At 42.0% G+C, this 14,858-nt stretch carries 12 protein-coding genes; 3 read left to right on the plus strand and 9 right to left on the minus strand.

What is annotated here, in order from left to right; translation table 11 throughout:
• Positions 1 to 39: 39 nt before the first annotated feature.
• From BR06_RS0111720 to queF, 8 genes are all read right to left on the minus strand, one after another.
• A complete protein-coding gene (locus BR06_RS0111720; protein WP_084154123.1) occupies positions 40 to 3,231 on the minus strand; it encodes an efflux RND transporter permease subunit in 3,192 nt (1,063 codons plus the stop codon).
• 41 nt (positions 3,232 to 3,272) lie between these two features.
• The gene (locus BR06_RS0111725) at positions 3,273 to 4,472 is read right to left on the minus strand and encodes an efflux RND transporter periplasmic adaptor subunit (RefSeq protein ID WP_235727719.1); all 1,200 of its coding nucleotides are present in this window, start codon (positions 4,470 to 4,472) and stop codon (positions 3,273 to 3,275) included.
• Positions 4,473 to 4,654: 182 nt separating this feature from the next.
• Entirely contained in the window at positions 4,655 to 4,957 is a 303-nt protein-coding gene (locus BR06_RS0111730; RefSeq protein WP_031483181.1) for a late competence development ComFB family protein, read from the minus strand.
• 62 nt (positions 4,958 to 5,019) lie between these two features.
• Positions 5,020 to 6,261: a GGDEF domain-containing response regulator gene (locus BR06_RS0111735; RefSeq protein ID WP_031483183.1), complete on the minus strand. Its 1,242-nt coding sequence runs from the start codon at positions 6,259 to 6,261 to the stop codon at positions 5,020 to 5,022.
• A 130-nt stretch (positions 6,262 to 6,391) separates the two neighbouring features.
• Complete coding sequence (locus BR06_RS0111740) at positions 6,392 to 6,808, minus strand: putative zinc-binding protein (RefSeq protein WP_031483185.1); 417 nt, start codon at positions 6,806 to 6,808, stop codon at positions 6,392 to 6,394.
• Between the two features lie 132 nt (positions 6,809 to 6,940).
• Positions 6,941 to 8,053, minus strand: a complete 1,113-nt coding sequence (locus tag BR06_RS0111745; protein WP_031483187.1) for a permease — start codon at positions 8,051 to 8,053, stop codon at positions 6,941 to 6,943.
• 82 nt (positions 8,054 to 8,135) lie between these two features.
• The gene (locus BR06_RS0111750; RefSeq protein ID WP_031483189.1) at positions 8,136 to 8,465 is read right to left on the minus strand and encodes an ArsR/SmtB family transcription factor; all 330 of its coding nucleotides are present in this window, start codon (positions 8,463 to 8,465) and stop codon (positions 8,136 to 8,138) included.
• A gap of 59 nt (positions 8,466 to 8,524) precedes the next feature.
• Entirely contained in the window at positions 8,525 to 9,028 is a 504-nt protein-coding gene (queF, locus tag BR06_RS0111755; protein ID WP_031483191.1) for a preQ(1) synthase, read from the minus strand.
• A 300-nt stretch (positions 9,029 to 9,328) separates the two neighbouring features.
• Here queF and BR06_RS0111765 point away from each other — a divergent pair, with 300 nt between their 5' ends.
• From BR06_RS0111765 to BR06_RS19780, 3 genes are all read left to right on the plus strand, one after another.
• Positions 9,329 to 9,967 carry a queuosine precursor transporter gene (locus BR06_RS0111765; RefSeq protein ID WP_031483193.1) on the plus strand — a complete coding sequence of 213 codons (639 nt, stop codon included), beginning with the start codon at positions 9,329 to 9,331 and terminating at the stop codon, positions 9,965 to 9,967.
• A 131-nt stretch (positions 9,968 to 10,098) separates the two neighbouring features.
• Positions 10,099 to 11,223: a substrate-binding domain-containing protein gene (locus BR06_RS0111770; RefSeq protein ID WP_031483195.1), complete on the plus strand. Its 1,125-nt coding sequence runs from the start codon at positions 10,099 to 10,101 to the stop codon at positions 11,221 to 11,223.
• A gap of 3 nt (positions 11,224 to 11,226) precedes the next feature.
• Positions 11,227 to 13,944, plus strand: a complete 2,718-nt coding sequence (locus BR06_RS19780; RefSeq protein ID WP_051677054.1) for a PAS domain-containing protein — start codon at positions 11,227 to 11,229, stop codon at positions 13,942 to 13,944.
• Between the two features lie 2 nt (positions 13,945 to 13,946).
• On the opposite strand, the gene BR06_RS0111780 is transcribed toward BR06_RS19780, so the two are convergent.
• Positions 13,947 to 14,858, minus strand: a complete 912-nt coding sequence (locus BR06_RS0111780; RefSeq protein ID WP_031483199.1) for a GGDEF domain-containing response regulator — start codon at positions 14,856 to 14,858, stop codon at positions 13,947 to 13,949.

Here is a 14,858-nt window from a genome sequence, read left to right on the forward strand (position 1 = left end):
GATAGAACGCAAAAGCTACGATCTAAGGTAAACTCATTCCTATGAATCATCAGTGTCGGGACCGGACTTATTTGCTTCTACGGACTTCGGCTCACCCGGTGAAGAATAAGTATTGCCCTTTTTAGCGCTTTTCCGCTCGATTATCTTCAAAAGCTGAACATAGAATAGCGGAACAAATAATACCCCGAGAATCGTTGCGGCAATCATACCCGCAAAAACTGAAGTACCTAGTGCATGACGACTACCAGATCCGGCACCTGTTGCGATAACAAGTGGAATAACACCAAGGATAAATGCAAATGAGGTCATCAAAATAGGTCGGAAGCGTAAATGAGCTGCTTCAACGGCAGCCTCAACGAACGGCATACCACCCTCATATTTCTGCTTCGCAAATTCAACGATAAGAATCGCATTTTTTGCGGCCAGACCAATGAGCATAATTAACCCGATTTGCGCATAAACGTTGTTATCAAGTCCGCGCAACCATTGTCCTGCAATCGCCCCGAATACACCGAGCGGCACCGCAAAAACAATAGCCAGCGGAATAATCCAGCTCTCATACTGAGCAGCAAGAACGAGGAATACCATGAGCACAGCGAGCGCAAAAATAACTACAATTTCGCCGCCGGACTGTTTTTCCTGATAGGCAATGTTCGTCCACTCATAACTGTACCCTCTAGGAAGATTTTCACTGGCAACTTCTTCCATGGTAGAAAGAACCTGTCCGGAACTAATGCCCGGAGCACCCGATGCTGTGATTTCAACTGCCTTGAAAAGGTTGTAACGACGGATATATTCCGGCCCGAAAATCTTCTTGCTTGTTACCAAGGTAGACAGAGGAATCATCTTCCCCGTGTCACCGCGCACATAGAATTTAGCGATGTCATCAGGGCTGGTTCTAAACTCAGAAGCGGCCTGTGCCATAACGCGATATGTTCTACCGAATTTATTGAAATCGTTAATATAAAAACCGCCGAGGAAAGTCTGTAAGGAGCTGAATATTTCATTCAGAGGAATTCCTAGCTTACGCACTTTATCACGGTCAACTTCTACATAAATCTGAGGAACCGTGGCACTGAAAGGAGTGAATGTATACGCAATTTCAGGACGTTGTGAGGCTTTCTCTGAAAAATCTTTTGCGACCTTCGCAAGCTCTTCAATAGACCCGCCAGACCTATCCTGCAGTTCAAACTGCATACCACCGGTTGCTCCGATACCATTGATTGGAGGGGGGTTAAATACTGCAATCTTTGCGTCTTGAACTCCAGCCAACTTGCGCTGCACTTTCTGCATAATTGCAGACACATGAAGTGAAGGATCTTTACGGTCATCCCAAGATTCAAGGATAACGAAAACCGTTGAAGTATAAGATGAATAAGTCGCAGTCACAAGGTTGAACCCACCAAGTGCGAAGAAAGCCTTAACTCCGGGTTCATCATTTAAAAGAGCTTCAACTTCAGCAACAGCCACATCGGAACGGGCCAATGATGCACCTTCAGGTAGCTGCACGTTAACCATGAAATACCCCTGATCTTCATCAGGAACAAATCCTGTAGGTACTGTTCCAAAAAGGGACCATGTGGCTCCCATAAGAGCAGCAAAGACAATCAAGGCAATTACAGACTTCCTGATTATCAGCCTTACTGTGGCAGTATATCCTTTAGTAATTATGTCGAAATATTTATTAAACTTACCGAAGAACCACCCCAGAGGGCCACGAGCATCTTTCTGAGGGCGTAATAGCAATGCACACATCGCAGGAGAAAAAGTCAGTGCATTTACCGATGAAATCGCAACAGAAACAGCAAGGGTCAGCGCAAACTGTTTATATAGCTGACCGGAAATACCACCCATAAATGCTACCGGAATAAACACCGCGATAAGAACAACGGTCGTCGCAACAATCGGTCCCGTAACCTCTTTCATTGCTTCTTTCGTCGCCTCTCTCGGGTCCATACCGTCATCATCAATTTTTTTCTGGACGGCCTCAACCACTACAATAGCATCATCAACAACAATCCCGATTGCGAGCACCATCCCGAAGAGAGTCAGCGTATTGATAGAGAAGCCCAGCCCCTGAAATGATGCAAACGTACCAATAAGAGAAACCGGTACAGCAAGCATAGGGACGATTGTAGCTCTTAAATTCTGCAAAAAGATAAAAACAACTAAAAAGACAAGGACCATAGCCTCGTAAAGAGTACTCATAACCTCATCAATAGAAGCGGTAACAAACAAAGTAGTATCGTAAGGAATGTCATACGCAATTCCTTCTGGAAAATACGTAGAGAGCTCCTGCATTGTTGACCTTACTTGCCCAACAATATCGAGAGCATTTGCTCCTGGTAGCTGATAAACAAGAAGCATTGCAGCAGCAGCTTCATCCTGTCTACTAAAAGCGATATAAGCCTTGGAACCCATCTCAACAGTACCGACATCTTTAATTCTGATAGTACTACCATCAGGATTAGCCTTTACTATTATCCGTTCAAACTCTTTAGGATCGCTGAGCCTTCCCTTAACACGAACAGAAAGCTGAAATTGCTGATTTGATGCGGCGGGCGGCTGTCCCACCTGTCCAGCAGGAGCCTGTAGATTTTGCTCCTGAACAACACTAATGATATCATCTGCAGTAATTCCAAGCTGAGCCATTTTGTCGGGATCAAGCCAGATACGCATACCGTAATCCTGATCACCGAAGAGAGTAATACTACCTACTCCGGGAATTCGGGCAATAGCATCATAAAGATTTATTTTAGCGTAGTTATTCAGGAAAAGAGCATCAAAAGATTCATTCGGGGAAACGAGACTGACCGCACAGATCATACTGGCTGACTGCTTTTTAACGCTTACACCGGACTGTCTTACTTCAGAAGGAAGCTGAGGATTCGCAAGAGCTACCCGGTTCTGAACATCAACGGTTGCCAATTCAAGGTCGCGACCAAGTTCAAAAGTAACATTCAAAACAAGTCTACCATCATTAGAACTGATGGAGTTCATGTAAAGCATATCCTGCGCGCCGTTAACCTGTTCCTCAATCGGAGCAGCAACGGTTTGCTCTACAACGTCAGAACTTGCACCATTATAGGTGGTAGTAACCTGAACGGTCGGGGGTGCTATTTCCGGATACTGGGCAACAGGCAAAGTAAAAATACTTAAAAGCCCTACCAGCGTAATGACGATAGATATAACTGATGAAAAAATCGGTCTGTCGATGAAAAAATTGACCATTGTCGTTCCCTATTTATGAGCTAAAAGCGAAGTAATGCGCGCTATTCAGGTTTTGCAGTCTCAGTATTACTCGTCTCAGCACCTACAACCTCAGGAGCAACCACTGTTCCGGGTCTGATTTTATTCACACCGTCAGCAATAATCAGGTCACCCTCTTTGAGACCCTTCTCAATTACAGCACTCTGATCATTGGCAAATGCAACATCTACAACCCTTTCGATGACCGTCCCATTGGTGGCAACAGTAAGAACAGATTTTCTGCCCTGAATATCTAAGAGAGCTCTAGCTGGAACAACCAATGCATTTTTAAAATTCTTAAGCAGGACTATAACTTTTGCATACTGCCCATCTCTAAGCAGCTGCTCAGGGTTTGGAAATTCTGCTCTGAGGCCGAGAGTTCCTGTGGTGGAATCAACTGCACGATCCGCCATACTGAACGTACCGTTTTGATCGAAGAGTTTGCCATCAGCAAGAACGATTTGAAGTTCCTGAGTGCGCTGAGGCTCACCGTTCTGCCTCCGTTCATCCATATCCTTAACGGTCAACAGATACTCACGTTCAGGAATACTGAAATTAACATAAATATTTTTAACATCTGAAACCGTTGCAAGGAGAGTTGATTCCTTGGCAATAAGAGCTCCGAGATTCGCTTGAGTTCGCCCGATGATACCAGTCATGGGAGACTCAATCTTGGTGAAGGCAACGTTTAAACGAGCCTCTTTAACTGATGCTTTTGAATTGCTGAGCTGGGCTTCAAGAACCTGCTTGTCTGTTGCCTTGGTATCATATTCATCACGACTGACAGCGCCTTGCTCAAACAAAGTTTTAAATCTGTTATAGTCTGTGGTGGCTTTAGCCAACTGAGCCCGACTTCTAGCAAGTTCAGCGTCAGCTTTATTCAGAGCCTCATTATATGGACGGGGGTCAATCACGAAAAGCAGCTGATCTTTATCTACAAGTTCACCTTCATCGAAATGACGAGATTTGAGATATCCTTCAACCCGCGAACGAATTTCAACAGTCTTTTTAGCTTCAACCTGAGCAACATATGATCCCATCACAGGGAAATCTTCCACCCCGACTTTAACAACTTTCAAAGGGATCGCTTTTACTTCAGCAGCCTTCTCGCTGTCATCAAAACACCCTGCAACAAATACAAGAGAAGCTACCATGCACATTAAAAGCACGCTTTTTACAGACATGTTTTTAACAGCTCTTTTACGACTAAATTGAAAATTCACAGGAACACCCCTTAGGCACATTATATAAATGCTGAATCAATAAAGTTTAAACCACGCAAGAAAGGCAAATTCCCACTACCACCAGAGATATGAGAAACGTAACTCATTACTTATCCGAACAAAAGAAAATTATACTTCAACTAATATCGAATCAACGCTCTTATAGGCAAAGATCCGCCTTTTTAATGATGCATCCGGCCTTTAACCCTTTCTATAGCCCTCGGCACTTCGCCTTTCACCAGCTTTCTCAATTGCTCATATCCCACTGCGAACTCTTCACTAGGATAGGTCCTATCAATAACACTGGAAGAATACAGGCTCGGAACAGAATTTAAAAGTACACAAACAATATCAAAGAGGCATTTATCACACTGACAAAATTCATATTCCTGATTATCAATGAAGGCTTTCAGTTCGTCATAAACAACTTGTTCAGTCAGATTAACGATTTCACCGGACTTGAAAAATTCACTAAATGTCAGCATTGTTCCTCCAGAGTCAAAGAGTCAGAAGAATTACATCCAATTAACAATAACGGCTACAAAAATCAGACAATTTCACACACAACCTTGTTCCTGCCCGAGGTTTTCGCCTCGTAGAGTAAAGCATCCGCCCTGTTAATCAGAGCATCAAGGCCGAGGCTTGAGTTTGTACTAACTCCGAGAGAAACCGTAAATTTTATTGTATTACCCCTATGGGAAATAGAATAACCTTCAATTATTTCTCTGAAACCGTCCACAAACTCTTCAAGTTCTTCAGGGTCAACATCCTCTACAATAACTGTAAACTCTTCACCACCGAAACGGGCAGAAAGGCCAACGGAATCAAAATAGTCAGAGAGTCTGGCTGAAAACCCCTTCAAGACCAAGTCCCCTACATCATGACCATAGGTATCATTAACATTTTTGAAGTAATCGATATCAAGCATTACAATTGCCAGTTTTCTGCCACTTTCTTCTAGATCAAGAAACAAAGGCTCAGCATATTCAAAGAAGTAACGTCTATTCCAGATGCCCGTAAGATAATCTTTATTTGCACGCATTCTAGATTCTTCAAGCAACTCAAGCATCTCTAAGTTTGAGTTAACCCTGCACAAAATTTCTTCTACACTCGCACTCTTATGAATAAAGTCATTCGCCCCTGTTTTCAGAAATAAAGGGGCTGTCCGCGTGTCCTCATCTGACGACAATACAATTATGCTAAGCTCATCCATATGATGAGTTACCCGTAATTTTGCTGTCAGCTCACGCCCATCCATCCCCGGCATAGTGTAATCTGTCAGAATCAGTCTAATATCAGGATTTTGCTCAAAAACCTTGCAAGCATCCTCACCGCTTTCAGCGTCAAGAACTGTCAGCCCCTGCCTTTGCAATATATCCGAAATCCAATGCCGTATGGTTATGGAATCATCCACAACCATCACTTTTATTCTTCTATTGTTGTAAACACGTTTGACAATTCGAACTATATATTCGGAATATTCTGTTTTCTTTAAGACGTAATCAACTATGTTTTTGTTCTGAATAGCCTGAAGCTGGTCCTCGTCTAATGAGGCAGTTACGACAATTGCGGGGATACCATTATTAACCAAAAGGTCGATACCATCCCCGGACTCATGCCCCTCGTAGACCAAACTGCTAAGACCAACAAAATATTTATTTTGTTTAATCATCTTAGCAGCATCTTCCAGATTGTATGCAGTGTCACACTCGAAATCAGCAAGTTCCAAAGTCATTTTTATAAAATAAGCCGTCACCCTGCTGGCATCAATTATTAAGACTTTATCCACAGCTAAACTCCCCATAAATAACATTTCAACGACACGCATAAAGAAAAAATGAGCCTAAATAAAAGTAACTAATTACGCTCACGCTTTATTTTTAAGCTGTAAATCTATCACCTAACAAAAGAAATTATAATTAACTGCGAGTGCATGTTTCGCAACCACAGACAGAGTACTTACTACTGCTTTTAGCCTGTCCATACAAAAGTTTAATTTTTTTTCTAAAAATATCAACTTCGTCCATATCAACAGGGCCTTCTGAATCTAAATATCCAAGCTCTGCCAGGCAAAATTCATGCTTCGGAGTTCCCACTAATCTCTCAACTATTTTGCAGGCACATTTTTTATCGCAACCATCTATTATGATAAGGTCATTAACTCTCTTCGCCTTATCAACATATTCATCAAGCCCCGCAGCTATTCCTGCAATACTGATCATCTCAGCAAAGCCATTTTCCGCCATTTTCACGGCAATAGCATTCGAGACCTGCCCCGATTTTAATGCTCCAGAGCAGCTTACCACAAGAAAGCCAGTTTCGTATTTTTCAAGCATAAGCCCCCCTTAAAAAATTCTCTATAACTCTTTTTAACATATTTAATATTCAAAAAAAACTTAAAACGACAAAAGCTTGCTCCAATTGTTATTCAATCAGAGCAAGCCTTTATTCCGATTTGCAGTAAAATGCTAAATAATCATATTAAATAAATATCCGACCAAAAGAATCCCGCAACCGACAACGCCCACAAAGACTGCAATCAACTTAGGCTTTAATACTTTTCGGAGTATAACCATTTCGGGAAGTGAAAGAGCAATAACACTCATCATAAAAGCAAGCACAGTCCCTAAAGCAGCCCCCTTACCAAGTAAGGCTTCGACAATCGGAATGACACCAGCAGCGTTGGTATACATAGGAATTCCCATTAATACAGAGACGGGAACTGCCCACCAGGCCTCTTTGCCCATGATAGAAACCATCATCCCTTCAGGAACATAGCCGTGAATCGCTGCCCCGGCGGCAATACCTAGCACCATATACAACCAAACTTTTCCGACAATATCCTTCACAGACTCGAGACCGAAATCAACGCGCTCTTCAATAGACATACTCCCCTGCACAGCGCTTTTATCAGCAGTAGCTAGCTTAACCCAGCCTTCTACATGCTTCTCCATGCCCAGCCTTCCGATAATCCAACCGGCAACTATGGCTATAGTAATCCCGGTTACAAAATATAAAGTGGCAATTTTCCAGCCCATCAGGCCGTAAAGGAGCACCAAAGCTACTTCGTTAACCATAGGTGCTGAAATAAGGAATGAAAAAGTAACTCCGAGAGGCACGCCACCTGCCACAAATCCGATAAAAAGTGGAACAGCTGAACAGGAACAAAATGGTGTAACAACGCCTAAAAGAGCAGCCAGTACATTTCCAACCGATTCCCTGCGTCCAGCCAGTACTTTCCGCGTCCACTCAACGGTTACATAAGAACGAATTATTCCAATACCAAAAACTACAATTCCAAGCAGCATCAGCACTTTTGGAGTGTCATATACAAAAAACTGAACTGTCCCGCCAAGCCTGCTTCCCTCTACAAGGCCCAGCAAATCAAAGGCGAAATATTTCGAAAACCCAAGCAATTGCGAATACAATGCATACCAGATCACGACAGCTACGGCCAAAACGGCCCAAAGCGCCTTCCCTTTGAGCATTGGAGGCTTTTTCTCAACCTTTTTGACATTCGCACCAAGTTCTTCGAGTTTATTTCCTGAACACGCACACGGACTGATATTTAATTCTTCCATTACACACCTCAATATTGTTTATTTTGCCAAATACGAAAATACCAAACCAAAAAAAAGGGAACAAGAGAACGAGCTCTTCGCCTTACAATCTCTTGATCGAGTTTGAAGCATAATCCTTAACTTGACTTTCTAGATGCTTACCAAGAAAATCATTTAAACAACCCAAAAATCCGGGAACACAATCCATCTGCAAACTGTAGTACACGTTTGTTCCACGCTTACTATGCTTCAGAACTCCAGCTTCTTTCAATAAAGAGAGATGTTTCGAAACAGTAGAAATATCTCTCCCGACGAGCGGAACAATATCGCATACACAAAGCTCCCCTTCACAAAGAGCCTCTACAATAACAAGTCTGCTTGGATGGCCCAGCGCTTTGAAAACTTTCGCTTTTGCTTCAATATTTTTATTCACACACTACTCCCTATTGTTTTGCTATTTGGCAAAATACGAAACAATGCTTTCTTTGTCAACTAAGAACTATGTCGCCCGGCTTCGCTTTTCCACTCGCGAACAATATTACGAACTCGTTCATACATTTCGCTATCTTCATCGTAATGCTCTGCAAATACATGGAGGCAGGTTCCACCACGCGGAGAAAAAACTCCTTTCACACGCATCCAGAGAGGAGAAAGCCTAGTTACAAAGTCATCTAAAATATTATTAGTGATGGTTTCCATAAAGGACTGATGATTGCGGTATGCACCCATGTAGAGCTTAAAGCTTTTAGACTCAACACACACTTCATTAGGAATGTATTCCACTATAATGTTGGCAAAATCAGGCTGCCCTGTAACAGGACAAAGAGAAGTGTATTCAGGAAATTCTATACTTATAAGATATGGGCGTCCTGGAAAATTATTTGGAAAAACCTCTAGAATATCAGAACTTGGAGAATCGTAATTGTAACGGGTCTCCCCGCCTGCACCTAGAGTTTTCAACGCATCTGTATTGTCCTGGCTTTTGGTGGTTTTCATAAAGTTTCTCCCTAAATATATGTTGCCAGCATAAAGCTGTAATTAAATTCATTCTCAAAAACAGAAGGCCGTGAGCAGATAACAGCTTATCAATTAAAAGAAAACTCCCGCTAAGAGCAGAATCTTACCGAAATACGGCCTTTTTTCCATTTTGACTTTTCTTAGCAATACAGGCAAGCCTTCTTTCGACAACATTTTCAGGCCCCGAAGCAGATCTGTCGAGGTGCGGGACTTTCTCCCTTTTGCTCGTATCGGGCAGACTCTGCTTCATGACAAGAACCATCAACACAAGGGAATCTAATGCTCTCCTCTACATTTGAACGCAAAGCGTTCACTCTTCTCACGTGCCTTTTTATCAGCTCACTGGTCATAGCCGCAGTACTTTCAACCAAAATCATTAGTATCTTTGGCTTCTACGCACCTGCTGGAGTTCTCGCATACTCTCTCACCTTTATTGCCTCTGATATTATCAGTGAAGTATGGGGAAAAGAACGCGCAAACGAAGTAATCCACTGTGGCTTTATAGCTCTGCTTGCCGCCATCTGTCTTTCGTGGGCCGCTCTCAATTGGACTCCAGCTCCATTCTGGACAGGGCAAGACGGCTTCGCTAGCGTCCTCGCAAACACTCCAAGAATAGTGCTGGCATCCCTTATAGCTTACGCAATAAGCCAAAAATACGACGTTTGGATGTTTCACCTGCTCCGCAATAAAACAGACGGAAAACATCTATGGCTCAGGAATAATCTATCCACAATGACTTCTCAATTGATAGATTCATCAATTTTCGTCTTAATCGCATTCTACGGAATTATGCCGGTAACCGAAATAATCATTGGGCAATGGATGGCAAAAACGGCCATTGCTTTACTCGATACCCCTCTCGTATACTTAGGTGTCTCCGTTCTAAAAAAACAAGATAAACTCTGCGCCACAGCTTAACAGTTGCGGGCATTCTAATATAGGATGCCCGCAACCTTTCCTATATTCATGTATGTTTTTTCTTACAGTTACATTTCAGCACAATTCTGCTAGAATTCATATGTACTTTAACATCTGCTCAGGAGAGGCATATGCTAACAGCATATAAAAACATACTAATCGGTGCATTGGCCTTCTGTTCCCTGCTGTGCTTCGCAGTGCTGAGTACAGCACAGGCGGCAGATTATTTTACCATTGAAGAATTGTACAAAATACATCCAGAAGAAAAAAGTAAAGCTGAGAAATTTAATGCTCGAGTTAAGGGTGACGCCCCGGCATTGTCAATCAAACCACTCAACTTTTCAGTCGCCATAGTTTATCCAGGTGAACAAATTTCAGACTACTGGCGCAGAAGCAGCAAATCATTTAAAGCCCGTCTGGAACAGTACGGGATCGAACCACAAATACATTCTTTTTATGTTAAGCCGACCGCTTCACTGCGCGAACAAAATATTGCCTTCAATAAAGCGCTAGCAAAGAAACCCGATTTTCTCATTTTCACTCTCGATGCCCTCAGGCACAAAAGGATGATAGAGCCTATCCTGATAACGGATAAACCGGCTTTGATCCTCCAAAACATCACTACGCCGATAAAAGCATGGGAAGACAAACAGCCGCTAATGTACATTGGGTTTGACCACGTAACGGGATCAACTATACTGGCCCAATATTTTGCAAAAAAAACTCATGGCAACGGTAGCTATGCAGTACTTCTTCCGGGTCCAGGATATCTAAGCGAGGTCAGAGGTAAAACTTTCATTTCGTACATGGATAACAACACTAAACTAAAACTTGTATCAGTTTATCAGACCGGAATAGATAAAGAAAAAGCAAGATTGGCAACTCTCGCTATACTTGATAAAAACCCTGATATCGATTTCATATACACATGCGCTACAGATATTGCCCTTGGAGCGATAGAAGCTCTCCGCGAAAAAGACATGATGGAAAAAGTCATGGTCAACGGATGGGGTGGTGGATCTTCTGAACTTAAAGCAATTCAAAATGGCGAAATGGATGTAACTGTAATGCGAATAAACGATGACAATGGAGCTGCAATGGCAGATGCTGTCATTCTAAAATTGCTTGGAGAAAGTAAAAACTTACCTCTTGTTTTTTCTGGAAGATTTGAACTGATTGAAAGAGGTATCAGCCCACAGAGGCTTGATTATTTAAAGGAAAAAAGCTTTCGCTACTCTGGTATAACTAAGGAATAATTCATGGCGGTTATGAACAAAAAGCAACACTCCCTTAGCCTTGCAGTTCAAATAGCAATCCCAATACTGGGATTACTTGTAATTACAGGTCTTACCATTTTTGCGTGGTCATTTTATATATCTAAGACGGCTCTGGAAAGTGAACTTGCTCTTGACCTTGAAAAAACTAAAAGCATTGTTGCGCTATCCTTAGACAATACCCTCAACGACATCAAAGACGATCTGATCGAAATGTCTCTTGCTCCTGACTTTAAAAAAGCTTTAGCTTCTGACAATTCAGAAGAGATAGAGCGTAAGCTATATAATTTCCTCAGTTCCAAACAAGGTTATCTACTCGATATACTGGAAGTGTTCAAAGGAGGGAACCATCTGGTTGATGCGGGCATTTTCCCCGTTCCGATAATGCAACTTAAAGCAAAACATAAAAATGCGCTTACAACATCTCCAGTTTGGGAACACCTTACTTTTCAGGGCACTGACACTATCAAAACAATTCTTATTTGCTCAATTCCGATAACAAATAGTAAGACAGGAGAAGTTTATGGTGCTCTTTACGGTGGAATTGATCTAAACTCAAATGTGTCTTTTCTAGATAGCCTAAGATCTTCATCAGGAGCTATTGATGCTGCCCTTATAACTAAAAAGAGGCTGCTCATAAGCTCCCACAACAAGTCTGAGAATAAAATCAGCAAACTCATCAAGTGGGCTCATGGAGTTTCCTCAGACAGCTACCTTATCAGAGAAGACCGCATTTTTTCCACAATACATCTTCTAGAAGAACAAACCGATAGCCCCTTGCTATATACTTTTTCAAAAAGAAACCCGTCCTTTCAGGCTCTAAAGACAAACTATATGAAAAGTCTGGGCATAATGCTCACTCTCGCACTTCTGCTTTCTGCCATTACAGCATGGATGATGCAAAACCGAATTCTCAACGCGCTAAAAAAACTAACCAATTATGCGCACTCTGTTGTGGACGGAAGCAGCGAAACCTCGTTCGAGAGAGGAAGCGTAAAAGAATTCAATCAGCTAGGCAAAAATCTTGAAACAATGGTTAGCAGCCTCGACAAAAAAAGCACGTACATATCCAAACTTTTTTCATCTGCAACCGCACCGATTATTACATGTAATTTAGATGGTAAAATACTGGATATGAATCCCGCTGCGGAAAAACTAGCATCTGCTTTACCTAGCAAATTTAAAAAAAGATCTCTGGAGGTACTCTTTCCTGACAAATACTCACAAGATATCGGAATATATCTGGGACGTGCTGTTGCGGGGCAAACTCCACCCGTAGCTGTCATCCCTATTTCAACTATTTCAGGCGAAGAACTATTTTTTGTATGGACATTTTCTCCTGTAAATATAGACCAGAAAGGCAGTGCCGACTTTATTTTATTACAGGGGCAAGACGTAACGGAAAACAGAAAAGCAGTAAAAAAAGTTCTCGAAAGTGAAGCCCGTCTCAGACAAATTATAGATCTCCTACCACAGGAAATATTTGCAAATGACATAAACGGGAAATTCATTCTGGTAAACAAAAATAAGGCTAAAAGGCTAGGGCGCATAGCAACCGAGCTAACAGGAAAGCACCTGTCTGAAGTCATAGACAACCAGGACGAAATAGCAAGAATACAAAACGATGATCAGCTTGTCATTGATCGGGAAGATAAACTTCTTATTGAAGAAAGTTATGTTGACGAGAATAGAGATATTCACTGGCTTGAAACAACTAAGGTTCCTTACCTTTCAACGGAAACTCATACACGGGCCATATTAACAATATCTATGGACATCACCCGCATTAAGAATGCTGAAAGCACCTTGCAGCTCTTGAACAAGGAGCTTGTGGAAAGAGTGTCCATGCGGACTATCGAGCTTGAAAACGCCAACTCGGCACTAACCAAATCTATGGATGACTTGCGCAAGACACAAAACAAACTTGTGGAAACAGAAAAAATGGCATCACTCGGGGAGCTAGTCGCTGGAATTGCGCATGAAATTAATACTCCGCTCGGAATTGGAGTAACAAGTACATCATATTTGAAAGGAATGACTGAAGATTTGCAGGAACAGTTCGACTCAAGCTCATTAAAAAAATCTAATCTTGAAAAATACATTAAAACAAGCACGATTGCCCTGACTAATATTGTAAAAAATCTTAACAGAGCAGCTAAATTAATCAGTGATTTTAAGCAATTGGCTGTAGACCAATCAACTGACGACCTGCGAAATGTCAACCTTCGCGACTACATAGACGGAATACTTATATCTCTCAAACCAAACTTAAAAGACTACGATTATTCGCTGGAAATAGACTGTCCGGATGATTTGGACATTATACTTTCCCCAGGGTCATTAATGCTAGTCATTTCAAATCTGATGATGAACTCGCTTACCCATGGTTTTCCGAATTTAGAGCACGGCTCATTATCCATTTCTGCCCATAAGAAAAATGAGGGAGTTATCCTCACTTACTCAGACAACGGGATAGGTATGAGCAGAGAACAATTGGAAAAAATATATGACCCGTTTTACACAACAAAGAGAAGCGCAGGAAACACAGGATTGGGAATGCATCTGGTCTACAATCTTGTTACCAGAGCTCTTAAAGGAAAAATTGAGTGCAAAAGCACAATCGGATCCGGCACTACTTTTGAAATCTGGTTTCCTGCAGGCACTTCGGAGCAGCACAAAAACACCAGACTTTTGGAATCCTGATTTTAACTAAGATCGGTCCACAAAACCATGTTTCTTCCGCGACGTTTAGCCTCATAAAGCATTGAATCGGCGCCCACAGTCATGTCTAGCGGCTTGGAAGAAATGGATGGAGTTACGGTGACTCCACCGATGCTTACAGTTAAATACTGCCCCGCAGACGAAAATCCGTGAGGTACACACAGGTCCTCGACGGCCTTGCAGATTCTTTCTACCGCAAATTTAGCACCCTCAGCATCGGTTTCAGGTAAAAGTATTACAAATTCTTCTCCGCCATATCTGGCAGCAAGATCAGCAGGACGCTTCATTTCACTGGAAAGAACATCTGCGACCTTCTTCAGAGCATCATCCCCGGCAGTATGTCCGTAATTGTCGTTGAACTGCTTAAAGCAATCAACATCCAACATTGCCAAAGATATCAGATCACCGGAACGGAGGCATCTGCGCCATTCTTTTTCCACCGCAATTTCAAAGCTTCGGCGATTTGGCATTTCGGTCAACCCATCAAGATTAGCCAACCCCTCAAGAAGTTTTCTCTGCCTGGCAATAGTCAAATGGTTTTTCACTCTAGCTTTCACAATAGAGGGGTGAAAAGGCTTGCGAATGTAATCAACAGCCCCCATTTCTAAGCCTTTAGCTTCATTCTGTTTTGAATCAAGAGCCGTAATAAAAATTACTGGAATATTTTTTGTAGCTTCCTGTTCCTTAATTTTATGCAAAAGAGTGTAGCCATCCATTTCCGGCATAACCACATCAAGCAAAATAATATCAGGAGGATACTCCGCATTAATGCGGTCTAAGGCTTGATTCGCGTTTTTAGCCAAAATGACTTTGTAGTCCTGACGCAACAAATCAGAAAGAACATTCAAATTCAAACGTTCATCATCAACCACCAATATTTTTGCTTTATCGTCCAT

Origin of the sequence: Maridesulfovibrio frigidus DSM 17176, assembly GCF_000711735.1 — a bacterium.
Classification (GTDB): Bacteria; Desulfobacterota; Desulfovibrionia; order Desulfovibrionales; family Desulfovibrionaceae; genus Maridesulfovibrio; species Maridesulfovibrio frigidus.

Coding starts and splice junctions, on each gene's coding strand:
- BR06_RS0111720 (WP_084154123.1), bottom strand. CDS start 3,231: ATGGTCAATTTTTTCATCGACAGACCGATTTTTTCATCAGTTATATCT.
- BR06_RS0111730 (WP_031483181.1), bottom strand. CDS start 4,957: ATGCTGACATTTAGTGAATTTTTCAAGTCCGGTGAAATCGTTAATCTG.
- BR06_RS0111740 (WP_031483185.1), bottom strand. CDS start 6,808: ATGCTTGAAAAATACGAAACTGGCTTTCTTGTGGTAAGCTGCTCTGGA.
- BR06_RS0111745 (WP_031483187.1), bottom strand. CDS start 8,053: ATGGAAGAATTAAATATCAGTCCGTGTGCGTGTTCAGGAAATAAACTC.
- queF (WP_031483191.1), bottom strand. CDS start 9,028: ATGAAAACCACCAAAAGCCAGGACAATACAGATGCGTTGAAAACTCTA.
- BR06_RS0111765 (WP_031483193.1), top strand. CDS start 9,329: ATGCTCTCCTCTACATTTGAACGCAAAGCGTTCACTCTTCTCACGTGC.
- BR06_RS0111770 (WP_031483195.1), top strand. CDS start 10,099: ATGCTAACAGCATATAAAAACATACTAATCGGTGCATTGGCCTTCTGT.
- BR06_RS19780 (WP_051677054.1), top strand. CDS start 11,227: ATGGCGGTTATGAACAAAAAGCAACACTCCCTTAGCCTTGCAGTTCAA.
- BR06_RS0111780 (WP_031483199.1), bottom strand. CDS start 14,858: ATGGACGATAAAGCAAAAATATTGGTGGTTGATGATGAACGTTTGAAT.